This is a genomic window from Nonomuraea indica (genome assembly GCF_002850745.1).
Lineage (GTDB): Bacteria > Actinomycetota > Actinomycetes > Streptosporangiales > Streptosporangiaceae > Nonomuraea > Nonomuraea indica.
Map to the genome: position 1 here is coordinate 391619 of NZ_KZ559469.1, position 26763 is coordinate 418381.

21 protein-coding genes, 1 tRNA gene and 2 pseudogenes are annotated in these 26763 nt (G+C 67.5%); 13 read left to right on the plus strand and 11 right to left on the minus strand.

Going from position 1 to position 26763, the window contains the following annotated elements; all coding sequences use genetic code 11:
• Positions 1-451: 451 nt before the first annotated feature.
• Together CXR44_RS13460 and CXR44_RS13465 are read left to right on the plus strand one after the other, a co-directional pair.
• On the plus strand, positions 452-4450 hold the full coding sequence (locus CXR44_RS13460; RefSeq protein WP_101786172.1) for a golvesin C-terminal-like domain-containing protein: 3999 nt from the start codon (positions 452-454) through the stop codon (positions 4448-4450).
• A gap of 163 nt (positions 4451-4613) precedes the next feature.
• Positions 4614-5150, plus strand: a complete 537-nt coding sequence (locus CXR44_RS13465; protein ID WP_101786173.1) for a S1 RNA-binding domain-containing protein — start codon at positions 4614-4616, stop codon at positions 5148-5150.
• On the opposite strand, the gene CXR44_RS13470 is transcribed toward CXR44_RS13465, so the two are convergent.
• Complete coding sequence (locus CXR44_RS13470) at positions 5129-5899, minus strand: transposase family protein (RefSeq protein WP_101786174.1); 771 nt, start codon at positions 5897-5899, stop codon at positions 5129-5131. The genes CXR44_RS13465 and CXR44_RS13470 overlap by 22 nt on opposite strands.
• A 307-nt stretch (positions 5900-6206) precedes the next feature.
• Here CXR44_RS13470 and CXR44_RS40125 point away from each other — a divergent pair, with 307 nt between their 5' ends.
• The 4 genes from CXR44_RS40125 to CXR44_RS13490 all read left to right on the plus strand — a co-directional run bounded on the left by CXR44_RS40125 (position 6207) and on the right by CXR44_RS13490 (position 9414).
• The gene (locus CXR44_RS40125) at positions 6207-7205 is read left to right on the plus strand and encodes an RHS repeat-associated core domain-containing protein (protein ID WP_245899156.1); all 999 of its coding nucleotides are present in this window, start codon (positions 6207-6209) and stop codon (positions 7203-7205) included.
• 127 nt (positions 7206-7332) lie between these two features.
• Positions 7333-8187 (plus strand): hypothetical protein, encoded by an 855-nt coding sequence (locus tag CXR44_RS13480; protein WP_101786176.1) that lies wholly within the window; start codon positions 7333-7335, stop codon positions 8185-8187.
• 24 nt (positions 8188-8211) lie between these two features.
• Complete coding sequence (locus tag CXR44_RS13485; protein WP_101786178.1) at positions 8212-8652, plus strand: DUF1877 family protein; 441 nt, start codon at positions 8212-8214, stop codon at positions 8650-8652.
• Positions 8653-8862: 210 nt separating this feature from the next.
• On the plus strand, positions 8863-9414 hold the full coding sequence (locus CXR44_RS13490; RefSeq protein WP_180903383.1) for a CPBP family intramembrane glutamic endopeptidase: 552 nt from the start codon (positions 8863-8865) through the stop codon (positions 9412-9414).
• A gap of 879 nt (positions 9415-10293) precedes the next feature.
• On the opposite strand, the gene CXR44_RS13500 is transcribed toward CXR44_RS13490, so the two are convergent.
• The 3 genes from CXR44_RS13500 to CXR44_RS13510 form a co-directional block, all read right to left on the minus strand.
• A complete protein-coding gene (locus tag CXR44_RS13500) occupies positions 10294-10689 on the minus strand; it encodes a hypothetical protein (protein WP_101786184.1) in 396 nt (131 codons plus the stop codon).
• 107 nt (positions 10690-10796) lie between these two features.
• The gene (locus CXR44_RS13505) at positions 10797-11966 is read right to left on the minus strand and encodes a zinc-dependent alcohol dehydrogenase (protein WP_101786186.1); all 1170 of its coding nucleotides are present in this window, start codon (positions 11964-11966) and stop codon (positions 10797-10799) included.
• A complete protein-coding gene (locus CXR44_RS13510) occupies positions 11963-12856 on the minus strand; it encodes an SRPBCC family protein (protein WP_101786188.1) in 894 nt (297 codons plus the stop codon). The genes CXR44_RS13505 and CXR44_RS13510 overlap by 4 nt, the downstream gene beginning before the upstream one ends.
• Before the next feature lie 422 nt (positions 12857-13278).
• Between CXR44_RS13510 and CXR44_RS13515 the strand changes: the two genes are divergently transcribed.
• Positions 13279-14388 carry a DUF2267 domain-containing protein gene (locus tag CXR44_RS13515; protein ID WP_101786190.1) on the plus strand — a complete coding sequence of 370 codons (1110 nt, stop codon included), beginning with the start codon at positions 13279-13281 and terminating at the stop codon, positions 14386-14388.
• Positions 14389-14697: 309 nt separating this feature from the next.
• Here CXR44_RS13515 and CXR44_RS42150 read toward each other — a convergent pair whose 3' ends face one another.
• Together CXR44_RS42150 and CXR44_RS42155 are read right to left on the minus strand one after the other, a co-directional pair.
• Positions 14698-14976: a M48 family metalloprotease gene (locus tag CXR44_RS42150; RefSeq protein WP_425437414.1), complete on the minus strand. Its 279-nt coding sequence runs from the start codon at positions 14974-14976 to the stop codon at positions 14698-14700.
• Positions 14906-15379: a M48 family metalloprotease gene (locus tag CXR44_RS42155; protein WP_425437417.1), complete on the minus strand. Its 474-nt coding sequence runs from the start codon at positions 15377-15379 to the stop codon at positions 14906-14908. The genes CXR44_RS42150 and CXR44_RS42155 overlap by 71 nt, the downstream gene beginning before the upstream one ends.
• A 456-nt stretch (positions 15380-15835) precedes the next feature.
• Between CXR44_RS42155 and CXR44_RS13525 the strand changes: the two genes are divergently transcribed.
• Entirely contained in the window at positions 15836-16507 is a 672-nt protein-coding gene (locus CXR44_RS13525; RefSeq protein WP_101786609.1) for a tyrosine-type recombinase/integrase, read from the plus strand.
• A 38-nt stretch (positions 16508-16545) separates the two neighbouring features.
• Here CXR44_RS13525 and CXR44_RS13530 read toward each other — a convergent pair whose 3' ends face one another.
• A complete protein-coding gene (locus CXR44_RS13530; RefSeq protein ID WP_101786192.1) occupies positions 16546-16845 on the minus strand; it encodes a hypothetical protein in 300 nt (99 codons plus the stop codon).
• Between the two features lie 248 nt (positions 16846-17093).
• Between CXR44_RS13530 and CXR44_RS40875 the strand changes: the two are divergent.
• The 3 genes and pseudogenes from CXR44_RS40875 to CXR44_RS40880 all read left to right on the plus strand — a co-directional run.
• Positions 17094-17341: pseudogene (locus tag CXR44_RS40875) on the plus strand (IS701 family transposase); the annotation flags it as partial.
• A gap of 738 nt (positions 17342-18079) precedes the next feature.
• On the plus strand, positions 18080-19729 hold the full coding sequence (locus CXR44_RS13540; protein WP_101786197.1) for a hypothetical protein: 1650 nt from the start codon (positions 18080-18082) through the stop codon (positions 19727-19729).
• Between the two features lie 220 nt (positions 19730-19949).
• Positions 19950-20193 (plus strand): annotated as a pseudogene (locus CXR44_RS40880) (transposase); the annotation flags it as partial.
• A gap of 329 nt (positions 20194-20522) precedes the next feature.
• On the opposite strand, the gene CXR44_RS13545 reads toward CXR44_RS40880, so the two are convergent.
• A tRNA-Tyr gene (locus tag CXR44_RS13545) sits at positions 20523-20604 on the minus strand.
• A 245-nt stretch (positions 20605-20849) separates the two neighbouring features.
• On the opposite strand from CXR44_RS13545, the gene CXR44_RS13550 reads away from it, so the two are divergent.
• Positions 20850-21344 (plus strand): YajQ family cyclic di-GMP-binding protein, encoded by a 495-nt coding sequence (locus tag CXR44_RS13550; RefSeq protein ID WP_101786199.1) that lies wholly within the window; start codon positions 20850-20852, stop codon positions 21342-21344.
• A gap of 234 nt (positions 21345-21578) precedes the next feature.
• On the opposite strand, the gene CXR44_RS13555 is transcribed toward CXR44_RS13550, so the two are convergent.
• Complete coding sequence (locus CXR44_RS13555; protein WP_101786201.1) at positions 21579-22571, minus strand: hypothetical protein; 993 nt, start codon at positions 22569-22571, stop codon at positions 21579-21581.
• Between the two features lie 243 nt (positions 22572-22814).
• Complete coding sequence (locus tag CXR44_RS13565; RefSeq protein WP_101786204.1) at positions 22815-24302, minus strand: hypothetical protein; 1488 nt, start codon at positions 24300-24302, stop codon at positions 22815-22817.
• Positions 24303-24482: 180 nt separating this feature from the next.
• On the opposite strand from CXR44_RS13565, the gene CXR44_RS13570 reads away from it, so the two are divergent.
• Positions 24483-25832: a M14 family zinc carboxypeptidase gene (locus CXR44_RS13570; RefSeq protein WP_101786206.1), complete on the plus strand. Its 1350-nt coding sequence runs from the start codon at positions 24483-24485 to the stop codon at positions 25830-25832.
• A gap of 35 nt (positions 25833-25867) precedes the next feature.
• On the opposite strand, the gene htpX is transcribed toward CXR44_RS13570, so the two are convergent.
• Positions 25868-26719 (minus strand): zinc metalloprotease HtpX, encoded by an 852-nt coding sequence (htpX, locus tag CXR44_RS13575; RefSeq protein WP_101786208.1) that lies wholly within the window; start codon positions 26717-26719, stop codon positions 25868-25870.
• Between the last annotated feature and the right edge of the window lie 44 nt (positions 26720-26763).

Sequence of the window (26763 nt, forward strand, 5' to 3'; positions counted from 1 at the left end):
GGGCGGTGCGAGGTCGAGCCCATCTGTCGGGGAGTGACTGATGGCGGATTGGGCGAGGAGGACGCGGAGGGGTGCGGTGTCGGCCCGGAGAAGGAGGCCATGGACTGACGGACGACCGCGGCTTGGGGCGGGGTGACGGTGGTCTCGCCCGGTTCATGGACGGGGTGGAGTGTCGTCGAGATGCCTGGGATGCCGATCAGGGCGACCGCGAGCACCAATTGGAGAATGCCTGCCACAACCGCCGCTGTCTTCATCGTGCGGGCCTGATGAGTACGGGCCGTCGGTGTTGAAGGCTGCTGTGTCACGACCGCGGCTGCCGCGTGATGGTCACGTGTGCCACCTCCAGTGTGTTGACCAGATTGATCTAGACATGGCAGCCGACCGGAGTCAAGGCATGATCGCCTGCGGCCTGCTGCGTTGCTGGTAGGGGCCGTTTTACCCAAGAAGTTGTATGGCTGCGGTTTGCTGTGAATTCGCTGGGAGTGCGGACGCCAACGGCAACCCCACCGTCTTCAGCGACTACCACCCCTCCGGCTACCCGGAGAAGATCACCGACGCCTACACCAACACCACCACGACCGCCTACGACGCTCGGGGCAACGTGCGGTCGGTCACCGACGCTCTCGGCAAGACCACGACGCAGACGTACGACATCTTCAAACGCCCGCTCGAGTCGAAGGTCCCGAAGGACCAGGACGCGGCCACGCCGAAGTTCATCGTCACCCCCGCGCCCGAATACGACCGCAACGACAACGTCACGAAGATGACCGCGCCGAACGGCGCCGTCTCCACCGCGGTCTACGACGAGGCCGACCAGCTCCTCGAGTCGAACCTGCCCAAGGACACCGCCGACCGACCAGAGCGCAAGGCCACCTTCACCTGGGACCTGGCCGGCAACCTGAAGACCCAGACAGAGCCCAAGGGCAACCTGTCCGGCGCCACCGCGGCCGACTTCACCACCACCTACGTCTACGACCCGATCTACCAGCTGACCGACGTCATCAACGCCGACCAGCACAAGCTCACCTACGTCTACGACAACGTCGGCAACGTCACCAAGGTCATCGACCCGCGCAAGAACGCCACCACCGACACCGGCGACTACACCGCGATCTACACCTACGACCGCAACCACCGTGTCAAGACCGCCAAGGACGCCGCCGGCTACCTGACGGCCACCGACTACGACCTCGACGGGTTAGTCGTCGGCCAGACCGACCAGGAGAACAACAAGACCATCACGGTCTACAACAAGCGCGGCGACGTCACCGAAACGCGGGTCCCGCACTCCGAGACCGACGGCGTCGTCAAATACGTCACCACCCAGTTCACCTACGACCAGGTCGGCAACAAGACCAAGACCATCACCCCGCGCGGCGTGGAGACCCCCGAAGACCCGGCCGACTTCATCCACGAGACGAAGTACGACAAGCTCAACCGGCCGGCCGAGGAGATCTACCCCTTCGACCCGGACGACCCGGTCTACAACAAGCCCGACAGCGTGTTGTACGCCTACGACGCGGTCTCCCGGCTGAAGGAGATCTCCCACCCGCCCTCGCACGGGCAGACCGTCCGCAACGTCTCCACCATGTCGTACTGGGACAACGGCTGGTCCAAGACCACCACCGACCCGTGGGACATCAAGACCACCTACGACTACAACGACCTGGGCCTGCAGACCAACCGCACCGTCACCTCGGCAGGCGGCTCCTCCCAGCGCGCCCTGGACTGGTCGTACTACCCCGACGGCAAGCTCAAGACCCACTCCGACGACGGCGTCCCCCTCGGTCTCGACGTCGTGCTCGGCGACAACTCCGACACCGGCCAGGTCGCCGCGGTCGGCTCCTGGACCACCACCGGCGGCGGCACTTCCTCGTCCAACATCGTCGGCCCGACAGTCGCCGCGACCTCGGGCTTCGTCGGCTACGACTACGCCGTCGCCCCCGCCGGCACCGGCGCCGGCAGCTTCACCTGGAGCCTGACCACCCCGAGCGCGGGCAGCTACAAGCTCTACGCCCAGTACCCCGCCGGCGCCACCGCCACCAACGCCAAATACACCGTCACCCACGACGGCGGCACCGCCGACGTCACGATCGACCAGACCAAGAACCCCGGCACCTGGGTCGAGCTCGGCGCCTACACCTTCACCGCCGGCAACACCGGCTCGGTCAAACTGACCGACGACGCCAACGGCACCGTCGTCGCCGACGCCGTCAAACTCGTCCGCGACAACGCCGGCGACACCGACACCGAGACCAAGGACTTCACCTACACCTACGACTCCAACGCCAACCTCACCAAGATCGAGGACAGGTCCCCCACAGCCAAGATCGACCTGTGGGGCATCACCTACACCAACCTCAACCAGATCGACCAGATCCAGGAGAAGCTCAACAGCGTCCTGAAGAACACCACCGCCTACCGCTACAACGAGAACAGCGCGGTGGTGGAGCGCACCCACGACAAGACGCTGGCCACCTACGGCTACGACATCCGCGATCTGATCGAGCAGGTCGTCAACAAGAAGTCGGCCACCGACACCCAGCCCAAGACCACCAGCTACACCTACACCCCCCGCGCCGAACGCCTGAAGGAGACCAAGGCCAACGGCAACACCGTCGACTACGACTACTTCCTGTCCGGCGTCCTACGCCACTCCCTCGAAAAGAAGCCCAACGCCACCGTGGTCGCCGAACACACCCTCGGCTACCAGGGCAACCTGCACCGCGCCCGCGACCACGCCAAAATCCAGAACGCGGACTCACCCGGCTCGTACCTGGAACACGAGTACACCTACACCTACGACCCCCGCGACCGCATCGCCAAAACAGTCAAGACCCCGGTCGCCGGCGGAGCGGCCGAAACCGAGACGTACTGGCACGACGCCAACAGCAACGTCCACGAAGAGACGGTCCTCGGCAAGAAGACCACCTTCACCTACGACCGCAACCGCCTCATGACCTCCGTCACCGACGGAGCCACCAGCACCTACACCTACGACCCGTACGGCCGGCTCCGCACCATCCAGGGCGGCGGCAAGATCTGGGAGAAGTACACCTACGACGGCTTCGACCACGTCACCCGGCACGAGAAGCTCGGCGGCGACGGCGCCACCTCCACGGTCACCAAGTACACCTACGACCCCCTCGACCGCACCACCACGAAGACCGAGAAGGAAGGCACCGCCTCCGCCAAAACCACCTACTCCTACCTCGGCCTGTCCGCCGAAGTCCTGGACGAAGAGGTGGCCGGCAAACTCGTCAAATCCTTCCAGTACTCGCCCTGGGGCGAACGCCTGTCACAGGTGAAGTTCACCGAGGACAACCGCGAAGAGTCCTCCTACTACGGCTACAACCCGCACACCGACGTCGAACAGATCACCTCGGAAACCGGCGACACCCGCGCCACCTACGGCTACACCGCCTACGGCAAGAACGACGACAAACTCTTCACCGGCATCGACAAACCCGACCCCGTCGACCCCACCGCCAAAGAGGAGTACAACCCCTACCGGTTCAACAGCAAGCGCTGGGACAACTCCACCGGCATGTACGACATGGGGTTCCGCGACTACAACCCGGGCCTCAACCGCTTCCTCCTCCGCGACACCTACAACGGCGCCCTCGACGACCTGAGCCTCGGCCTCGACCCCTGGACCAGCAACCGCTACGCCTTCACCGGCGGCAACCCCATCACCAACATCGAACTCGACGGCCATGAACCACGTCCGTGGCACAACCCTAAGTTCGACCCGGAGACGTTCAATTACGACCGGTACTGGCAGTGTGAGAGGAATCCCGGCACTTGCAGTAGAAGTCACAATGTGAATCTCCCGCGGAAGCCGGTGGCTTCGCACGCGAGCAAACCAGACTCCAGCCTCGGCGTTCCTCCGGTTACAGCCCCGAGGTTGCCGGTAACGGCACCAGAAACCGGGCCGGTGAAACCAGTGGGTACTGCCGGGCGCATCTTCGGCTCGATTCTTGGCTTGGCTGGATCGCTGCTCACCATTCTGACGTTGACCTGTGGCGATTCCCCGGGTGCGGCTGGCTGCGAGGGCAGCCAGAAGACTTCCGTAAATCAAGACGAAGATGACCCGTATTACCTTTATCGCTCACCGCATAAAGGCAACAAGGCAACGGAGGCGTTCGGCCTAAATCCAAATAATCATCCAGACACTGGACGTCACCCTGGAACCGCATACCTGGGCGACTCCGCGAGCGTAGCTAAGCAGTACGCAGGAACTGCTGATTATGAGGATGGATACTATGAATATGAAATGAAGCCGGGATTCCTCAAGGCGTTCCCTCCTGAGATTTATCGCAGGACGCACGACAATAAGCCTGGCGAATATCAATGGATTATTCCAAGGGCCGAGATTCCTCGCTTCAATTCTTATATCGCGAAATCGCAATGGATCAATTACTATGGGGGGTATGCCTGGACGGACTAGCGCGAGCGGCGTCAGAGGCGTACACTGCGATGAGCTATTCCTTTACCTAGCTCATTGTGCATGAGACTTGGTCACGATAGGAGGTGTGCAACATATCCGACGCGGCTCGCGTCGGATATGTTGCACACCGAGGCCTTGGATAATTCAGCGAAATGGAGAATTCATGAGTAATGGTGGATCGCACGCGTCGCTCGACTCCCTGCTGGATGGCCAAGTTGTGAAAGCTGTGGTCACATCAATATCCAGGTCGGGCGTGTTTGTCGATCTCGGTGGTATTGAAGGGTATATCAGTGTCCCGAACCTGTCATGGAAACAGTTTGATGACCCATCCGATGTGGTGCGGGTAGGGCAAGAGGTGGTCGCAGTGGTGCTTCAGGTGGATTTTGAGCACAGACAGGTCCGGCTTTCGATGAAAGCCCTGAGCGTAGATCCCTTGCAACATTTTGCGCTCACGATGCTCGGGACTATTTTGACAGGGCCTGTTGTGAAAGTGGTTCCTATTGGCGCTTTCGTCAAGGTCGACGAGGACGTCGTGGGGTTGGTTCCTGTATCCGAGTTCGAAGAAGACCATGCAGGTCGAATGCCCGACGTTGGGACCGAAATAACCGTTAGAGTCGAAAGTATCAATCTTAATCTGCGGCGCGTACAGCTATCTCTCAATCCTTCATTGACCTCTTTTCATCCTCGGGCGACTTCGTAGTTCTGCAGAAGAGCGATGGCCTTGCAGAGGTGCCCAGCCTTGAGTGGGCAGCAGCGGAGCTTCCGCAGGATGCGCCAGGTCTTGAGCTGGGCGTTGGCGCGTTCGCCTGGACCGCGAAGGCGGGCGTGTGATCGGTTGGCCCGCTTCTGAGAGGCGGGCTTATCTCTGCCCTTGTAGGGCGTGATGACCGGACCACCGGCACCCTGGTAGCCCTTATCCGCCAAGACAACGATCCCGGCCCGTTCCAGTTCCCTCAGGATGCCCCAGATCCGGGCAGCGCTGAGATCGTGCGTCCTGCCCGGCAGCGCCCCCGAGGTCCACAGGATCGCCCCGTCCGGTGCGGCGATCACCTGGATGTTCATCCCGTGCACGCGGTGCTTTCCGGAGAAGTACGGCCGGTCGGCGGCGACCCGGTCGGTGCGGATCAGAGTGCCGTCCAGCACCAGGTAGTGCACTCCATCCCGGCAGGCCTTGCGCAACGCCTGCCCGATCTTGGGCGAACGCGCCGACAGCAGCATCACGGCCTCCTCCACATACCGCCAAGCGGTCGCGGTGGAGACACCGAACCCGGCCCCCAGCTCGGTGAACGTCTCGCCCTTGCGCAGGTGAACCAGCACCAGCAGGGCCTGCTGTCCCGGGTTGAGCAGCCGCCAGGCCGACTTGATCGCCTTACGATGCCGGCGGATCACCCCGGCAACGTAGTTCAACGTTGAACGCGACAAATCGACGGCAGCACGATAAAACAGCATCCGAGGCCCCTGGTTGTGACGGATCTGGTTGTGGTGATCAATCCATCTACCAGGGGTTTCTTACGTCGTCAGGCGATCGCCAAGCTCGCGATCAGGCTGTGACCAGCGCCCTGCCGTCAGGGGGATGAAAAAGCCTCATTGAACTAAACCTGATGACATAATAATCCTGGGTTCAGGCGAAGAGTCCTCCTACTACGGCTACAACCCCCACACCGACGTCGAACAGATCACCTCGGAAACGGGCGACACCCGCGCCACCTACGGCTACACCGCCTACGGCAAGAACGACGACAAACTCTTCACCGGCATCGACAAACCCGACCCCGTCGACCCCACCGCCAAGGAGGAGTACAACCCCTACCGCTTCAACAGCAAGCGCTGGGACAACTCCACCGGCATGTACGACATGGGGTTCCGCGACTACAACCCCGGCCTCAACCGCTTCCTCCTCCGCGACACCTACAACGGCGCCCTCGACGACCTGAGCCTCGGCCTCGACCCCTGGACCGCCAACCGCTACGCCTTTACAGACGGCAATCCGATTAGCAACGTCGAACTCGACGGGCACATCCCCATCGACATGTCGCCCGAAGAGTACGGCAAGCAGGTGTCCGCGGCGGCGGCAAAGGCAGCCAAAGAAGATGAAGAGCGCAAGTGGTGGGACATATATATAGAGCCGCACGAGACAGCCTTCGACCTTACCGCGATGTATCTGCGCCTGCACGACCTCATGACCAATGGCGGCCGGGGCAAGGTCACCACCTCACGTACGGACAATTACATCCGCGGAGGCTCCTACGACAATCCGGAGAAGAAGCCCGGTTACGCCGATGTGCTCTACGGGACGGAAGACAAAGTTTACATCTGGGAGGTCAAGCACGCGGGGAGCCCCGCCGAGCAGCAAGCGTCGGCGCAACTACGAAACTACATCAAGTACCTACAGAAGCAGTTACGCGAGAAGGGGGACAACCGGATAGTCGAGCTTGGGTTCAGCCTGTCTCCACGGGGCGGCGTGAACAGATCTAACCCACGCGAGTTCATATCCGTCAGTTCGCGAGGTAATGGCGTCGAGGTCTATCGGATCAGCAAGATAAATCCGCCGAGGCCAGCCGGCCCGCATCCCGTGCCAGTGCCAGGGCCGGTTCCGGTGCCTACTGCGGCGCCAGGCCCCGCTCCATTCAGCGCGCCACAATGGCAGGCTCCGAGTGTTGACTGGGGCGCGGTCGGTCAAGGTGCCGTAGCGGGACTGCTTGCAGGGCTAGCCTTCCTTGGAGGCGCATTATCCGGAGGTGCGGCAGTGCAATAGGATAGTATTCCGGCAAAATATATAGACGACTGTTCAGACCTCGGAAGCCGTAATCGCCGAGCCGAGGCTTCCGAGGCCTGAACCTGCGCGGGTCCTCCATGGACCTTCGCGTGCGGAGGAGGATGACATGGATGCCGGTTTGGCGGTGCTCGTCGATCACCGAACACCTGCCCAGGGCGCGGAATTCCGGGAACTCGTGTCCGACTGGACGGAAACTGTTCTCGCCTATGTAACCGACGATCTCTTCGGATCGACGTCGGATCAGATTCGTCGGGCGAACGTTGATCTGTACTCAATGCTGCGCATTGTTTCGCTGCGCCGAGGGCGCAGAGCCGTGAAAGAGTATGACGGGGTGCCGGAACACTATCGCACCTTTCTGCAGGCAGGGCTAGAGCGGCCGGAAGAGATGTCACTCGTGCTGGCGGGCAGGCAGGCTGACGGAAGCGTGGGATTTCCAAGGCTGGAAATAGCCGCCCACCGGTTCGCGGACGCACCCGAATGGATGACCCTGACGGCCGAGGCCTGGTTGACGGAGTCGGTCGTCACAGATGACGCTCCGTTGCCGGAAAATCTCGCCGCAGTGCTCCGCCAGCATGCCGAGCGGCACTCGGTGCAATTCGGCTTCGTCGCCGACGATGCACAGCCTCCGGCGAGCGCCCTGGAAAGGTCGCTGGGCCTTTTCGAGGAGGACACTCGTCCGCGGAGCGACAGCTCCCTGAGAGGCTACTCATGGGTCATGGTGATCAATCCGTGCGTTCTGGAAGCCGCAGGCGGGCTGGCGCACTTGACCAACAGCGGTGCATTCACCGCTGTTGAGACCCTTTCCGAAGGAAGGGTCTTTCTGCGGGCGACGGCAACGTTGCAGGAGTACACCGACGCGGCTGTGGAGCGGGTCCACACGGCCCTCGCACCAGTGCTGCCTTGGGGGAAACCGAGGTTCGACCCCAATCTCGCCCACCGCCGCCTCGTCTACAGCAACTAGTGCGCCGATGCCGAGCAGGAAGCCATGAGCGCTGTACTTACCCTCTACCGGGTTGAAGCGGATGCCGCGCAACCGAACCCGGCCGCCGCGGCCGTGGGTGACCCATTGGACCTTGGGCAGTCCTGGGATCTGCTGCAGACTTTGCTGGCAGGCGATCGAAACGGATGGTCCGGACACGGCGACGCCGAGCTGGCGATCGTGGGTGGCCTAACGAGTCAGACCACCGCAGGCGGCATGCTGATCTCGATTGATGCCGCCCGGGTGTGCCGGGTTGCCGCCTACCTCGCGCGGGTCTCGTTCGCCGACCTCGTCAGCAGCCACTATCGAGCCGTGGAGTCCGCCTGCGGTGGCGATCCTGCACGAATCCTGGATGAGGACCTCCGTCCTCGACTCAACGAACTTCGCGATTTCTATCGGGTAGCGGCCGGGGCTCGGAATGCGGTGGTGAAAAGGATCAGTGGATAGCTGCCGAGTCGGGCGCGTGTAAACACAGAGAGGTCTGAGATGGATCTGTACCGTGGGGTGGCGGCCGCCGCGCTCGCGCTCGGCTTACTTATATACGTCGTGATAATACTACCCATATATGGACTTAGAAATTTCCAGCGACTTCTAGCCTTGTCCAACCCCTCCCACCGCACACGAGCCCGGTACATTCACCGTCGAAACCTACGCTGGTTGCTTATTTGCCTGACCGTCGGCGGGTGGCTGTTCCTCGATCCGCGCTTCACGCTGAACGACCTCGGCTTCAGAACGCCGTCCGCCTCAGCGTTTCTCCTGACGTCCATCACGATGGGTGCAGTGGCCAGTATTCCCATCGCCGTGGTAGTAGCGCGTCGGCGAGGTTCGGCAATCATCGCCACGCGTCCTGACCGGCCGCTGATGCTGCAGTCGAGCGAGGACCTGTACGCAGTCCTTTCTTTGGTCGTGGTGTCGGCGGTGGCGGAGGAGCTGTTCTACCGCGGGTTTCTCACCGCTTTGCTGGTGGGCTCCTTCGCCGTGCCGACATGGATGGCCGTGGTCGTGTCGTCGGCCGCCTTCGGGTTCGCCCATGCATATCAGGGGCTCCGTGGCATACTTCGAACCGGATTGATTGGCTTTCTACTGGCGACTGTCTATCTGTCGAGTGGGAATCTGTTCCTTCCGATCGCGCTGCATCTTTGGCTCGACCTGATGGCGCTGGTGGTGGTTCCTTGGCTCGTTTCCCAGTCATCGCGGCCGGCAACGTGAGGAATCCGGGCTCGCGTGGCGGGCCCGTGGATATCCACAGGTGTGGCGGCACCTGAGCCCACGACGCGGATTGCTCCTGCGGAATCGTGCTCGCACCAGGCGTTGTCAGGGCTCAGCGTGGCTGGCGCCCGCAGCAGCAGCAGTGCGCCGTCCACCTCGTCCATGGCCTTCAGGTGTGTACGGGGCGCGGCGAGCAGGCCGAGAGTGTGGCGGGATGTGACAATCGCGCAGCCCGCCTGAGCCGAGGGCGGTAACAAGGCTACGTCGGACGCCGACGCGGCTTCGGGGATGGTCCCGTCACGGTGTGGTCGCCCCGCTGGCCGCCCCTGTGCTCCCCGCGCACGCGGGGATGGTCCCGCCCAGCACGTCCTGGCCGAGGTGGAGCGCGAGTGCTCCCCGCGCACGCGGGGATGGTCCCGCCTGGCCGTACCTGCCGTGGTCTATCCCGGAGTGCTCCCCGTGCACGCGGGGACGGTTCCGCGCGTGGCCCGTCACGTCATGCGCCCACCATCGGACGTGGCACCACGCCGTCAGTTACCGCGCCACCGAGACAAGGGCAAACAACGCTGCAGAACTTGGCCGCGTATTGGCCGCGGATGGTCGTAGCCCGCCGTTGATGACCATGGACAGTCGGACACAACGAGAGAGGCCCTTCACCGCGTTTCCGCTGGTGAAGGGCCTCTCTCTGCTGGTGTGGCAGGTGCAAGGTTCGAACTTGCGTAGGCTGAGCCGACGGTTTTACAGTCCCGGCGCAACCAGGGCCTGACCTGCTGTTCTTCTGCGAGGTGGGGCCTGATGGGGACGCATTGGGAACGATCGAGGTTTGCACGGCCAGAAAAGAGATGAGCAAGTGTCAATACCTGTGGATCGGGTGGGTGGTCAGTCTCGGTAGCGGCGGTATCCGCCGAGTTCGGGAAGTTCGTCTTCGTAATCGCAGGCAGCGACTGCGTCATGACCTGCCTGCCAGACGGAGGTGAGAATCTTCGACACCGTCTCGACGACATGGTGGCCAGTAGCGTGCCCTCTTTCGATATCCATCTTGATCGGCCAAGTGGGGAAGTCGCCTCCATCCTGAGTGCAGTTGTCGTTGCGCCGGATCTCGATCTCTATGGTGCCGACGCGCAGCAGGCAACCATCGCGTGTCGCGCCGGTGGCACGGGCAGTCAGCTCGATCGCGGCCTCGTGGCTGGCGCCGCGTAGGAAGAGCCCGCAGTAGTCGAGCGGCCCGGGGTGGTCATGCGGCGTCCTTCTCCTCGTGACGTTCCAGCAGCACACCGCCCTTTGGTGACGCCGCCGGGCGTGCCCCCTTCGCCGCCTACCTGGCGGAGCAGCGGGCACCGCGGAGATCGAGTGGAACTGGTTCTGGGCCGCGAAGGCCGGCGCTACGGAGTGAGGACCACCTTGTTGCACTCGTCCTGCTTGTTCTTGAACAGCTCGAACGCGCGCGGTGCCTCGCTGAGCGGCATCCGGTGCGAGATGACGAAGCTCGGGTCGATCTCGCCCGCGCGGATCCGGTCCAGCAGCGGCCCCGTGTAGCGCTGCACGTGGCACTGGCCGGTGCGGATGGTCAGGGACCGGTTCATGACGGTGCCCATCGGGAACTTGTCCACGAAACCGCCGTAGACACCGATGACGGACACCACGCCGCCGTTGCGGCAGGCCATGATGGCCTCGCGCAGCACGTAGGGGCGCTCGGTCTCCAGCCGGGCGGCCTGCTTGGTGCGGTCGTAGGCGTACATGACCGGGGTCGGGTGGTGGGCCTCCATGCCGACGGCGTCGATGCAGGCGTCCGGGCCGCGCCCGCCGGTCATGTCGCGCAGCGCGTCCAGCACGTTCACCTCCTCGTAGTTGAGGACCTCGGCGCCGGTCCGCTGGACCCGCCGCAGCCGGTACGAGAACCGGTCGATGACGATGACCCGGTCGGCGCCGAGCAGGAACGCGCTGGCCGCGGCGAACTGCCCGACAGGCCCCGCGCCCCAGATCGCGATCGTCTGGCCCGGCTTGATGTCGCACATCTCCGCGCCCATGAAGCCGGTGGGGAAGATGTCCGACAGGAACAGCACCTTCTCGTCCGGCAGGTCGTCCTCGATCTTGATGGGGCCGACGTCGGCGAACGGGACGCGCACGTACTCGGCCTGCCCGCCGGGGAAGCCGCCCAGCATGTGGGAGTAGCCGAAGATACCGGCGGGCGAGTGGCCCATCAGCTTCTCAGCCATCCCGGCGTTGGGGTTGGAGTTCTCGCACAGCGAGTACAGCTCGGCCTCGCAGGCGAAGCAGGCACCGCAGGCGATCGGGAACGGCACCACGACGCGGTCGCCGGCGCGCAGGTTGCGCACGCCGGGGCCGACCTCGACGACCTCGCCCATGAACTCGTGGCCGAGCACGTCGCCCTTCTTGACGGTCGGGATGTAGCCGTCCACGAGGTGCAGGTCGGAGCCACAGATCGCGGTGGAGGTGACGCGGACGATCGCGTCACGCGCGTTGAGGATCCGCGGGTCTGGGACGTCTTGGATCTCCAGGTGGTTGCGGCCCGTCCACACGTTGGCCTTCATGCCCGTCCTCCGATCGGTTGTGCGGGACGCTGGCGGAGCTGGCGCAGGGCGCGGTGGCCCTCGGGGCTGCCCTCGGAGCGGACCACCTCGCCGGTCTCCATGACCTGTTTAAAGCGGCGCAGGTCGTCGCGGACCTGCTGCTCGGGGTGCTCGCCGAACATCCGGGCGACGGCGGCGGCGAGCTTGCGGCCGGGCGCGCCGTACTCGAGTGAGACGTCCACGACGGTGCCGCGCCCGCCGGGCCCGTCGGTGAAGCTGACCAGGCCGGCGGTGGAGATTCCGGTGCCTGGCACGGACCGCCAGGCGATGAGGTCGCCGGCCCGCTCGTCGATGATCTCGGCCTCCCACTCCAGCTTGACGACCGGGCCTTTGGCCTTCCAGTGGGAGCGGCGCTGGTCGAGGGTGCGCACCGAGTCCAGGTGGATCATGAAGGAGGGCAGGTTCTCCAGGTCCCGCCAGAAGCGGTAGACCTCTTCACGCGGCTTGTTGATGGTGATGCAGGCGCGCACCTGCAGCGGGCCCTTGGCCTTGGCGGTGCCGCGCCGGGCGCAGGCGGCGTCGAGGGCGGCGATCCCGGCGACCGCGCCGAGAGCAGCCAGGGCGCGGGCGCGGCGAGTGCCCGTGCGGTTGGCGGCGGCCCTCCCGAGGATGCCGAGGTCCATCGTGTCGCCGGCGACCCTGGTCCACGCCCACTGGGCGGGGTTCTTGGTGCCGAGCAGCAGCGCGGCGTGCAGGAGCTCGCGCCCGCCGACGAGCCTGGCGACGGTCGTGGCCCCGGGCGCGTCGTCGACGCCGCACAGGCGGGTCACGGCCCTGGGCGCTGCCACTTGCGCCGTGCCCAGCACGAGGCTGGTCCACCCGAGCGCACGGGCGAATCTGTCGGTCATCATGCGTCCTAACAAAGATTGCGGTGGTATCTGCGTACGCCGCAGGCGGCCCCCGATCTGCTGACGCCCCCGCGTCCTCAGCCCCTTGCCCCTGACAAAACCGATGACACCAGCGAATCCAGGCACGAAAGTGCACGTCGCCTGGATTACCATCCACGACGGGCTGCACATCCCGCGCCCGGCCCCGCCTTCCGCAAAGGCCGCATCATCACCGGGGCGGCGCCATGGCGCCTAAGATCTTCCACCAGCCGTCGCGCTCAGCGGCCCGTCTACGTCGAAGCGGTCGCGGCTCGGCAGTAACGTCGAGGCGCATGGCCGCCTGCTTGACGGCCGTACGAGCATGACCCGATACAAGGGCGCATGTGGCGTGCGACCGCGGGTAGTAATCCCTGGGACTCCGCCCGGCTACCGGCGAGGAGCACCCCATGGCCACCAGTGAACAGCATCGGCCGGAGATCGTCGTCGGGCTCGTGGCGACCCCACCCGACTACCCGGCGCAGCTGGTTGCGCGACTCACCGCCGAGCTTGCCGACCGGCTCGCCGAGCGGGTGGGCCCGGACGTGCGGTGGACCGTCCGGGAAGGCTGGGGTGACGTGGCTCCCCGCCGCGACGGCGGCGTTGAGGCGCTGCTCGACGATCTTGCCCACCGGCGTGCCGACGCCGGGTGGGACGTCGCGATCTGCCTGACCGACCTGCCGCTGCACACCGAGCGGGTGCCGCTGGTCGCGCAGGCGTCCACCCGGCGGCGAGTCGCGACGGTGTCCCTGCCCGCGCTCGGGCTGCGCCAGCTGCGAGCGGTCCGTGCAGCCGTTCCGGATCTCGTGGGCCGGCTACTCGCTGACGCTTCCGAGGAGCGGGTGCCGCCGTCCGGCGGGGCACCGGCTGAGCTGGCCGGCCGGCTTGCCGCCGTTCACCGGGTGGTCGGCGAGGTTGATGCCGGGGAACTGCGCTACGTCGCTTCGCGGCTGATCGGCCGGGTGCGGCTGCTGACCGGAATGGTCCGGGCCAACCGCCCGGGGCGCGCCCTGCTGGGCCTGTCCAAACTGCTGGTCGGCGCCTTTGGCACGGCCGCGTTCGCGCTCACCACCAACACCATCTGGCGGATGGGCGATACGCTCGGCGGACTCCGCCTCACCGTGATCATGCTTCTCGGGCTGACCGCGCTGGTGGCCTGGCTGATCATTGCGCACGACCTATGGGAGAAACCGGACCGGGAGACACCGGCTGAGCTGGCCCGGCTGTTCAACCTGGGCACGATTCTCACCCTCACCCTGGCCGCCGCGGTGTCCTATCTGGTGCTGTTCGCCGGAACGATACTCGCCGCGGCGCTGCTGATCGACACGTCCGTGCTGGAACAGACCCTGCAGCGGCCGGTCGACTTCACCGACTCCCTGATCCTGGCCTGGATCATCAGCTCGCTGGCCACCGTCGGCGGCGCGATCGGCTCCGGGCTGGAGGACGAGCACACGGTGCGGGCCGCCGCTTACGGCTACCATCCCGAACCCGGCGGCTGGCGGGACGAGAAGGACCCGTAGTTCCCGCCCCGGGGCCAGGACCCATCCACACTGCCGGGCGGGCAAGGGAGCGTGCTTGATCGGCCGCGCGATGGTCGAGGAAGCGGATGCGGCCGTGATGGCGGTGGTGGCCAGAGTGCCCGCCTGGTCCGCCGGTGACGCCCGCGATCACCTTACCGGCCGCCGCGCTCGCGATGGCCTTGCGCCCGCCGTACCGCGTGCCTCTGCCTAGGTGAGCCCGTTGAGAAGGGGAGCGGCGAGCTTGTACGCCACCACGCTTTTGACGATGCGGGTGATGGGAACTACCCGCCGGCTTCGAGCACAGCAAGATCAGCGGCGGTAACCGGCCATGGCCTCCAACCGTGCGATCCGGTCGGCGATCGGTGGGTGAGTGGAGAAGAGCCTCCCGATGCCTCCGCCACGGAATGGGTTGGCGATCATAAGGTGCGAGGTCGAGGAGAGCCGACCGGTCTCCGGCAGCGGCAGTTGCCGGGTGCCCGCATCGATCTTCCGTAGCGCACTGGCCAGCCCGATCGGGTCACGGGTCAGCCGGGCGCCGGACTCGTCGGCCTGGTACTCCCGCGCCCGGGAGATGGCCATCTGGATCATGGCGGCCGCCACCGGCCCGAGGACCATCATCAGGATGGGTACCGAGGAAGCCGGGACCCTCGTCATCGTCGCCCCCGCCAAAGAACCCGGCCATGTAGGCCAGGTAAGTGACCATTGTGGCCAGGGCCCCAGCCACGGAAGAGATCAGGATGTCGCGGTTGTAGACGTGCGACAGTTCGTGCCCGAGGACCGCGCGCAGCTCGCGTTCGTTCAGCAACTGGGCGATCCCACGGGTCACACAGACTGCGGCATGACGCGGATTGCGTCCGGTGGCGAACGCGTTCGGCTGCAGGATCGGCGAAACGTACAGCCGGGGCATGGGCTGGCGCGCCTCCTCCGACAGTTCGCGGACCATCTGGTGCAGCGCGGGCCAGTCACCGGGGCCGACAGGCTGTGCATGCATCGCCGACAGTGCGATCTTGTCGGAGAAGAAGTAGGCGACGCCGTTGCTGACGAGCGCGACCAGGACGGCGATCTGTATTCCAGTTCTGCCGCCGAGCCACCAACCCACCAGGATGATCAGAGCAGACAGGGCGCCGAGCAGTGCCGCGGTACGCAAACCGTCAGCCGCATCCGGGACTGCGGCCGACCACCGGCTGAGCTGTCCGAAATCATGGACTGGCTGGAGTCCCACACGACGCCGATGTCCGCTCTCACCCAATCGGGAAAGGGCGCGCTCCTCATGCGCGGCGTGCTCGCGAGAATCAGCCAGACCAAGGACGGAAAGCCGGCCGCCGCGAACACTGCCAACCGCAAGCGGATGGTGCTGAACAACGCCATGGAGTACGCCATAGAGATCGGCGTGCTCCCGCTCAACCCCCTCAAGACGGTGAAGTGGACCAAGCCTCGCACTCTCGCCATGGTCGACCCACGCGTGGTCATCAACATCAACCAGGCGCGCCGCTTTCTGGCCGCCGTGGAGGCCCACAGCGAGCGTGGAAGGCGGATGAAGGCGTTCTTCGCCTGCATGTACTTCGCCGCCCTGCGGCCCGAGGAGGTGGTGGACCTGCGCGAATGCCACCTCATCAGCCTCCCGGAGGATGACTGGGGTGAGATGCGGCTCACCAATGCCGAACCCCGCGCCGGGAGCCGATGGACCAACAGCGGCAAGGTCCGCGAACGCCGCGAACTGAAGCATCGTGCCCACGGAGAAACTCGCAGTGTGCCGGTTCACCCAGAACTGGGCTCGCTCCTACGGGAGCACATCCGACAGTTCGGCACCGGCCCCGGTGGATGTATCTTCATCGGCCCTCGCGGCGGGCTCATGACCGACCGCGCATACCTGAAGGTCTTCCACGAGGCAAGAGCCAAGGCCTTCACTGAAGCAGAGGCCAACTCACCGCTGATGGCAGTGCCGTACGCCCTACGCCATGCCGCCGTCTCCACCTGGCTCAACGCAGGAGTTCCCGCCCCCCAAGTGGCTGAATGGGCAGGCCACAGCGTTGCAGTGCTCCACCGCGTGTACGCAAAATGCGTCCATGGCCAAGACAAGGAGGCCATGCGTCGCATCTGGGATGCGACCCGGTCTTGATCTGGTGTCGTGGAGCGGCACTGCTATACGCTCGCTGATCACGCCTCCGGCCAGCCCTCCAACGCGGCTGGCCCCACGTGGTCCGCCCACTCGCGGCGGAGCGCACTCTCGACGTCGTCGGGGGCGTCACCATACAGGCCGGGGTCGGCGTGGACACGGCGGCGCCCGATGTCGTGCTCGGCGGAGGTGGCGACTCGGGCCCACATCGGGCCGCGCCAGCCACACTCGCACACCGCGCGCCAGCCGACCGCATCACGGCCATCCAGCAGGCCGGCCGGTTCCGACTCGCCCTCCGGGTCCCAGCCCACCACCACGGTGCCGCCGGCTTCCGAGCCCACTGAGACCCTGCCGTCCGAAAACTCGGCCGCTGCCCATCCCTCATGCTCGCAGTCGTAAGTTGCCCAAACTGCCCCCACGCTGCCCACCTTCCGATCAAGGTCCGAACTCCTAATACTCCAGTGACACTTCGGGATCTTGAGGGGTCGAGGTCACATGGCGACAGCCACCGCGTGATCATTCGTGGTTGGTGAAGACAACAAAAGATCGTGCGGTGGCCGCGAGCCACAGCGTAGATCCTGATGGCTGGATGGTCGCCTTCAACGAGCTGATGACCCGGATCGGCGGCCGGTTCGGCCGCGTCGAGCCCCGCCGGGCCGCGACCGCGTACATGCGGTCTGCTGGCCGACCTCGACCGTAAGAACCGCTGGACCCTGGCCGAGCATGCCGGGCTGGCCGGGCCGCAGCGGTTGCTGCGTACCGCCCGGTGGGACGCCGACGCCATGCGCGAGGACGTGCGGCCGGGTCGAGAACTGCCAGGTCAGGGTATTCCTGGCGGCCCTGGCCTAGCAGAGAGGGGTCGAAGAACTCCGGCAGCCCTTCCTCGGCGAGCTCCCCCGTCGCTAGATCGACGCGGTGCCCCTGCGGCTCCCAGTCGTTGTGCCGGTGTGCCACCAGAAGTCCCGGCCGTCGTGGAACCTGTGGCCGTTCGGGCCAACCCGCCGCTCGCCGGGGCCGAGGGCCTGGTGCCCCCTGAACCGCCGACCGTCCGCCGTCCTGACGCTCACCCGCCCGTCCTCGGGCACCTCCTCCAGCAGCCCGGCCCGCCCCTCCACGCGGAACCACCAGGTGCCGCAGGCAGGCCCGCCACCAGGGGTCGGGCCACACCCCGGCGAGGAGTCCGGCAGGCACCGGCAGCCCGTTCAGCATCCATGACTCCACGGTGGGGCGGCACCCCTTTTCGTGACCGTCCAGGTGCTCAAGCAGCGCCGCGAACTGCTCACTGACCGGGCTGGACCACGGCCCTGGGCACGGACGCCAGCAGCTGGCCGCCGGTCTTCCTGCAGCGCAGGGTCATCCCGTCCAGCGCCGGCTCGTGGCCGCGGACGGTGCGGACTCACATGAGGGGAATCGTCATGGCGACGACTATGTCGGCGGGCACCGACAATCGTCCCGGTCTCTAACCCCGGAGGGTGCTTGATCACGGTTTGGTGTCGCGCGACTGAATGATCTTGACGTGGGAGCACCCATGAGACGTTATTAGAACATATTTTCCCATCCCGGCAGGAGGCTCTCGTGTCCCCATCCCTGGTTCGCCGATTAGCCGCTTACTGCGGCGCCGCCGGCCTGATCACCGGCCTGCTCACCGTCACGGCCCCCGCCGCCTCGGCGGCCGGCACCACCACCGACCTCGGGGTCACCGACGCCTACACCGCCGACCTGGCCGTCGGCGGCGGCCGGGTGTTCGTTCCCTCCGGCGACCGCATCATCGTGGCCGGCACTGACGGAAACCTCACCGGCGGTGTCGTCACCGGCCTGCCCGGCGTCCAAGAGTTGGCCGTGAACGCGGACGGTACCCGCCTGTACGCGGCTCTCACCGGCTCGAACGAGGTCGCCGAGATCGACACCGCGAGCCTCGCCGTCACCCGCCGGATCGACCTGTCGGCCCACCCCTGCCCGTCCACCCTGGCGTTGCTGGGCGAGCGGCTGTGGGTGGGGCACGGATGCGACAACGGCCCCGGCGGCGTCGTCGGCCTGGATCTCAGCGCGAGCGCCCCGGCGCCCGTGGCGGTCGGGGGCGAGCACCTGCGACCTCCCGTGCTCGCGGCCGCCGGCGACACGCTCGTGGTCGGCCGGACCGCCCTGCACCACGCCGACATGCTGGTCTACGACATCGGTGACGGCGCCCCCGCGCTGCGCGGCACGATCGACGGAGATGAGTGGCGCATGGACTACCTGCGCGACCTCACCCTGAGCTCCGACGGCGGCACCCTGTTCAGCGCGGCCGGCACCCCCGGTCACTTCACCAGGTACGACACCAGGACCCTGGCGGCGACCGGCACCTACGGCGACGGCTGGGACGGGTATCCGTCGGCCGTGGCGCTCGGCTCGGGCGGCGCTTACCTCGCCGCGGGACGCCAGTGGGGCAGCACCGACCTCACCCTCTACGACGCGGCGACGGGCGCGGAGCTGTTCGCAGCCGACCAGCCGGACGCCGAACTGCTCCCAGACGGCGTCGCGTTCTCCGGCACGGACGTCTTCGCACTGCTGCGCAGCTCCACGGACCGGCTGCTGCTGTGGCGGGTGACGGGCGTCGCGCTACCGGCCACCAAGCTCACGGTGACGGCCCCCGCGGACGCGTACGCCGGCTCGCCGATCACCGTCGAGGGGCGGCTCACCCGCGCCGACGGCGAGGCGCTCGGGCTCAAGCCGCTCACGGTGATCCAGTACCTGCCCGGCTGGACGAAACTGCCGATCACCGGCGTGACGACGCGGCAGGACGGCACGTTCACCTTCCAGGACACGCCCGTCTTCGAGCTGCCGCCGTACATCGGCGAGGTGATCTACTGGGTGTTCTGGGACGGCGACGACGGCCACCGCCGCAGCAGCGCCTCCGTCACCGTGACGGTCAAGCGCGAAGCCACGCTCACCCTGACAGGGCCGCAGGCCGGCGTCGCCGGCACGGCCGTGGAGCTGAGCGGCGTCCTGACGGCGGGCGACAGGCCGCCCTCTCCGGGGTCCACGCTCACCGTGCAGCGCACCCTGTACGTCAAGGGCACCAGTGGTAAGACCGTCAAGCTCCCGCCGGTGAGGGTGAACGCCGACGGCACGTACACGTTCACCGACACGCCCGCCAACGCCGGCAGCTACAGCTACCTCGCGAGCTATGCGGGGGATGGCGGGACCGGACCGGCCCAGGCCACCCATCAGATCACCGTCAAGTGACCCGACGACCGGGCCCGGCCGCCGGGCCGGGCACCTCGGCCGGGATCCGGTGGTGACTCACCAGGCCCCGCCGACGTGTTCCAGGACCCATCAGGGTCTACGCTGTGGCTCGCGGCCACCGCGCGATCAATCGGAGTCTGTGAAGACATCTGAAGATCGCGTGATGGCCGTGGCCGACACTGTAGACCCTGACGGCTGGAGGGTCACCTGCAACGACCTGATGGGCCGGATCGCGAACCGTTTCGGCCGCATCGAGCCGCGTCGCACCGCCCACCGCCTACGTCCGCGGGCTGCTGTCGGATCTGGAACGCAAGAACTGCTGGAACCTTGCCGAATACGCCGGGCTGAGTGTCCCCCAGACGATGCAACGGCTGCTGCGCACCGCGTGCTGGGACGCCGACGCCGTACGTGACGACGTGCGCGGCTATGTGATCGAGCAACTCGGCCCCGACGGGGTGCTGATTCGGCCGGGGTGCAGCGGGGACCTCAACTTGGACACCAACGGCGACACCACCTGGCCGTTGACATGCCGCAGCCAGGTGGCGTCGCTGAGCATCCAGAAGGCATCTACGGACTGTGTTCACCGGGGAGGTGGATGCGCGTGGGCGATCATCCACCACTCTTCTGTCCTCGAGCCAAGCCGGAGCCGAGTGCGTGTGATGGCTCCTTGATCCCATGGGAACGTAATGGGAACGATCAGCCGTGGACGTCCGCTGACAGTCGTAGACAGCCGGACAGAACAAAGAGGCCCCTCACCGCGTTTCCGCTGGTGAAGGGCCTCTTTCTGCTGGTGTGGCAGGTGCAAGGTTCGAACTTGCGTAGGCTGAGCCGACGGTTTTACAGACCGCTCCCTTTGGCCACTCGGGCAACCTGCCGTGCCATCCGCTCTCGCGGCGACAGACAGAAGAATAGCGGACTTCCGGGGTGGACGTGACACCGGTTCGTCCCGAAGGGGATCTTTCTCGGGGACGGTCGGGGGCGGGCCGGGCCGGTGCGCTGCATGGGGACTGGATGCTGGCTAGGCTCGTTCGCTGGGTCCGTGTTCGTGGGATGCGCTGGGCGGTCGGCGAGGCCCGGGGCCGGGCACCGATGACATGCGTTGGCAGCTGAGAGGATGTGTGTGTTGGCCGATTCATCTTTCGACATCGTCAGCAAGATCGACCGGCAGGAGGTCGACAACGCACTGAACCAGACGGTCAAGGAGATCGGGCACCGGTTCGACTTCAAGGGCACGGGGGCGAGCATCGCCTGGTCTGGTCAGGACAACATCGAGATCAAGGCGAACAGCGAGGAGCGGGCTTCCGCCGCGCTGGACGTGTTCAAGGAGAAGGTGATCAAGCGGGGGCTGTCCCTGAAGATCCTGGACGCGGGTGAGCCCAAGTTGTCGGGCAAGGAGTACCGCATGCTGGTCAGCCTGAAGGAGGGCATCGACCAGGAGCACGCCAAGAAGATCTCGAAGCTGATCCGCGACGAGGGGCCGAAGGGCGTCAAGGCGCAGATCCAGGGCGAGGAGCTGCGGGTCAGTTCCAAGAAGAAGGACGACCTGCAGGAGGTCATCTCGTTGCTCAAGGGCAAGGACCTAGACATCGCGCTGCAGTTCGTGAACTACCGCTGACCTGGGCTTCTTCGGGGCGCTGATCGGTGTTTCGACCCCATGCGGACGGCGGAGGGCGCATCCGGGGCACATGGCCGAGCGCGCTGCTCTCCAGGGCGCGCGTCGTCTCCTGTGCTCCGGGCCGCTCCCCACGTACGTGCTGTGTGGAGCGGCTGAAGGTGCTGCTCTACCGCGAGCTCGGCTTCCAAGGTCGAGCAGCGGGTTCAGGGGGCCGGTGGTGTTGCCGTGGCCCGGTCAGGGGAGGACGAGTTCGCGGCGGGCCCTGGCGTAGCGGCGGCCGGGGGTGAGGGAGGCGGCGGCCCACGGCAGGGTCTCCGGCACGCGCCTGCCCGCGCTCGTCAGCAGCGTCTGCGCCCGGCTGTGGTGCCCGCTGTAGTAGAAGGCGGCTCCGAACAGGTGCATGGCCTCGGGGGCGAAGGGATGCGGCCGGGAGCCGGTGCGCCAGCTGTCCGCCGCCTCGATGAGCTCGCCGGACACGTCCGGGCGCCGGAAGCGGGCACGGAGGGCCTCGTCGGCGTCGTGGCCGGTGTAGTCGTTCTCCTGCCAGGCGATCTCGAAGTGGGCCAGGGGCAGGATGGCGGTCACCGGGTCACCTGGCCTGGACGCGGCCACGGTTTCGCGCGCGAACGTCAGAAGCTCGTCATCCGATCCGTACCACTTCGTGCAGAGCGCCTGGGCACGGCCGTGGTGTCCGGCGTAGAGCGCCGGGTCCCGGGTGTGTAGTTCTCTCCAGATGCTGTCCAGTGCCGGGCGGCCCGCCTGGTCGCCGATCGCCTGCCACTGGAGGTGCGCCCAGGGCACGGGATCCTCCGGCAGCGCCTCGGCCGCCCGGCGCAACGGGGGTTCGGCCGTCTCCAGGGTCTCGTGGAACCGGGCGAAACGGTCGTGACCCACGTAGCGCGCGAGAGAGGCGCCACGGATGTCCCAGGCGTGCTTGACGCGCGCCGCGCCGAGCCAGAGCAGGGCGTCGGGGTCGGTCTCCGGTAACCGCGCCAGCGCGTCGGTGTGCGATCTGGCGGCGCGCGCGAGTTCCTGGACCCGGAGCGCTCGCAGGTCGTTGTCGCCGCGGGAGGCTCTGATGAGTTCGAGCCCCTGGTCGAGCCGCCCGGCCCGGACGCCGGGGAGCGCCGCGTCCAGCGCTGGGTCGTCCCATGCCTGGCCGATCCGCATGCGGGAGGCCTTCTCGAGGACGAACACGACAGCGCGCACCACATTCACCAGGACCATCGACGATCAATAGCGCGAGCCGCTGCGGCTGCGCAAGGCGGGTGTCCGCCACGCCGGAAGCGGGCACGCGGCTGCCGGGCCTGCCCCACTCAGGCGCGTCGGTCGTGCCAGGTGCGCCGGGCCCGCCCGGCCCAGGCGTGCCGGGCCCGCCCCACTCAGGCGTACCGGGCCTGCCCCCCACTCACACGCGCCGGGTCTGTCCCACACAGGCCCACCGGGTGTGCCAGGGTGTGCTGACGATGGTCACTGGGGGCGGAGGACGCGGGCGGCGCCGGCGATGAGGGCGGTGGCGAGGATCCAGCCGGCGATGACGAGCCCGTAGGCGAGGCCCTGCGTCCATCCCGCCGGGTCGAACATCTCGCGTTGCCCGAAGGCCGGCAGCGGCAGGAGCAGGTCGAAGCTGTAGGCGAACGGGTCGAAGACGGGGGCCTCGTCCGGTTTGAGGGGGCGTGGGGGGTTCAGGGCGAAGGAGACGGTGCCGGCCAGCAGCAGCACGGCGAACCACACCCCGGCCAGCCACGGCCGGTAGCCGTAGCCGACGGTGATGTCGAGCAGCCGGCCCCACACCCGCAGACCGCGGCCCTGGGTGCGGCGGCGGGCCCGGAGCTTGGCGAGCTGGGCGCGGCGGGCGAGCACGTCGTTGCCGTCGCGCAGGTACCAGGCGGCGAGCTGCTCGTACGGCTGGGGCCGGAAGCCCTCCGGGTCGCGCCCGGCCCAGTCGATGCGGCGGGCGACGCCGCTGCCGCGCAGCCGGTCGTAGGTGAGGCCGTTGAGCCGCAGCCTGCCGGGCCAGGTGTCGGGGTCATCCTCGAGGGTGCCGATGCGGGAGTAGGCGAGGCTGACGACGCCGTCGACGGGTTCGGCGGGCTTGAGCAGGAACTCGCGCACCTCCATGTGGCTGGCGTGCAGCGCGTACGGGGTGTCGGGGCTGCGTACGATGCCGCGGAAGGAGAAGGTGCCGTTGACGCGGGCGCCGCGCAGCCGGAGGCAGCCGAGCGCGGTGAAGCCGCGGGTGCAGTGCACGGCGCCCTCGACGACCATGTCGTCGGCGCTGAGGGCGCGCCCGCCGGGGTTGCGCAGGACGGCCCCTTCGAGGTTGAGGTCGCCGTTGACGCGGCTGCCGGCGAGGCGGACTCCGCCGGTGATGTCGGCGTTGCGCAGGGTCGCACCGCTTTCCACCACCATGGAGCCGGCGGACAGCGCCCAGACGTCGTCGGCGGTGATGCGGGTGCCGGCCAGCCACAGCCCGCTCTCGAACTGGGCGCGGGCGAGGCGAACGGTGCCGGTGACGGTGGAGCCGGACAGGCTGAGGTGTCCGGCGACGCGCATGCCGCCGCCGTTGAGGCCGGGCAGCGCGCAGTCGGTCAGCCGCACGGAGCGGGTGGTGGTGCCCGTGAGCAGGACGGGTTCGTCGAGGTGGCAGCCCTTGAGGTCGAGTTCGTGGCCGACGGCGCCGCCGATGATGGCGAGGGACCCGGTGATCCGGGCCCCGCGTAACCGGACGGCGGCGACGGAGCCGGGCGCGGCCTCACGGGCACCCAGCAGCAACGAGGTGATCACCTCGGCGCGGACGGTCCGCTCGGGGCCCCAGGTGTCGCCGTCCTTGGGCGCGTTGTGGCCCGCCGCGGCGTCCGGCCCGGACGGGACGGGACCGAGCTCCACGGTCTCGCCGGCGGGGAAGGCGTTCCACAGCGTGCGCTCGGCCTCGGTGAGGCGTGGAGATCGGGCCATGACGTCGATTATGTCCGCAGACGGCAGGCCGCCAGATGGCGCGGGTGGCAGGGGGGTTGCGGGGGTGGTCACGAGGGTGGCGGGGGTGGCGGGGGTGGTCACGGGGGGGTGGCTCGGGTGGCGCGTCGCGTTCCGGGCTGGGTGGGACGCGGTGCCCCGGCCCCGGGTGAGACTGGGGACGTGCTCGACGCGACTCTCCTCTCCGAACTCGACACCGTCCCCGGCTTCGACCGGTTCGCCACCGTGGACGAGGTCCACGCCGTCCTCACCCGGCTGGCGGCCGACCATCCCGGCGTGGCGTCGCTGCGCCGCATCGGCACCTCCCGGCTCGGCGACCCGCTGCTCTGCCTGACCGTGGGCGACGGGCCGCGCCACGCGATCGTCGCGGCCGGGCCGCACCCCAACGAGCCCATCGGCGGCCTGACCGTCTCGCACCTGGCCATGCGGCTGTGCGAGGACGCGGGCCTGCGCCGCGCCACCGGCCGCACCTGGCACATCGTGGGCTGCCTCGACCCCGACGGCACCCGGCTGAACGAGGGCTGGTTCGCCGGGCCGTTCACCAGGACCCACTACGCCAGGCACTTCTACCGGCCGGCGGGCGACGAGCAGGTCGAGTGGACCTTCCCGTTCGCCTACAAGCGGGCCTACTTCGACCGGGTGCTGCCGGAGACGCTGGCGCTGATGCGGCTGATCGACGACACCCGGCCGGCGTTCATGACCACCCTGCACAACGGCGAGACGGGCGGCGTCTTCTACTACCTGAACCGGCCCGAGCCCGAGCTGCAGGCCGTGCTCAAGGCCCTGCCCGGCAGGTACGGCGTGCCGCTGCACGCGGGCGAGCCGGAACATCCGTCGGTCCGCCGGCTGGAGCGGGCCGTCTACCTGGCGCCCCGGATGCAGGACGCCTACGACTACCTGGAGGCGCTCGGGCAGGACCCCACCGAGCACATCGGCGGCGCCGCCAGCGACTCCTACATCGCCAGGTACGGCACTCTCGGCCTGACCGCCGAGGTGCCCTACTGGACCAGCGCCTCGGCGGACGACACGTCGCCGACCGGCCGGCTCTACCGTGACCTGGTGCGCGACCAGGCGGCCGGCCTGCGGGCCGCGTTCGAGGTGCTGGACGAGACGCTGACGGCGGTGGCCGGTGACCTGGTGACCCGGTCGCCGTTCCTGCGGGCCAGCCGGAGCTTCGTGCCGATGCTCGCCGGGATGGCGGCCACCGACGAGGGCCGCGCCGGCGCGCCGGAGAACGAGCGGCCGGCCACGGTGGCCGAGGTGTCCTCCAGCCGCGACCTGCTGCACAGCATGCGGCTGCGGTTCGGCGGGATGCTGCTGCGGGCGCTGGAGGGCGAGCTGGCCGTGGGCAACGGCACGCCGGTGATCCGGGCGCGGGCGCGGACGCTGGCGGAGACGTACGCCAGGTGGTGCGCGGAGGCGGAGTCGGGCGCGGAGGAGGAGCCGATCCCGATCCGTCACCTGGTGTCCATCCAGTACGGCGCCATCCTGGCGGGCGCCGCGCACGCCTGAGCCGGCGGCTCGGCTCAGGAGGCCGGCCATCGGGTTCAGCGGCGGTAGCCGGCCATCCGCTCCAGCCGGGCCACCCGCTCGGAGGTGGGCGGGTGCGTCGAGAACAGCCGGCCGAAGCCGGAGCCGCTGAACGGGTTGGCGATCATCATGTGGGAGGCGGAGGTGAGCCGGCTGTTCTCCGGGAGGGGCAGCTGCCGGGCACCCATCTCGATCTTGCGGAGGGCCGAGGCCAGCGCGAGGGGGTCGCCGGTCAGCCGGGCCCCCGACTCGTCGGCCTGGTGTTCGCGCGCCCGGGAGACGGCCAGCTGGATCACGCCGGCCGCGACCGGGCCGAGCACCATCATGAGCAGCGCGCCCAGGAAGCCGGGCCCCTCGTCGTCGTCGGAGCCGCCGAAGAACACCGCCACGTAGCTGAGCCAGGTGATCATCGTGGCGAGCGCGCCGGCGACGGAGGAGATGAGGATGTCGCGGTTGTGGACGTGCGACAGCTCGTGGCCGATCACGCCGCGCAGCTCCCGCTCGTCGAGCAGCCTGGTCAGCCCGTAGGTGACGCAGACGGCGGCCCTGCGCGGGCTGCGGCCGGTGGCGAACGCGTTGGGCTGCGCGGTCGGCGACACGTAGAGCCTCGGCATCGGCTGCCGGGCCTGCGTGGACAGCTCACGGACGATCTTGTAGAGGACGGGGTGCTCGACCTCGCTCACCGGCCGGGCCCGCATGGCCGACAGCGCGATCCGGTCGGAGAGGAAGTAGGCGGCGCCGTTGCCCACCACGGCGAGCACCAGCGCGATCGCCAGGCCGGTGCCGCCGCCCAGCCACGCGCCCGCCGTGACGATCAACGCCGACATTCCGCCCAGCAGGGCGGCGGTGCGCAGACCGTTGTGGTGCATGGTGCACCCCCTTTCGTGAAGCGGGGTCACCTCGTCCAACGACT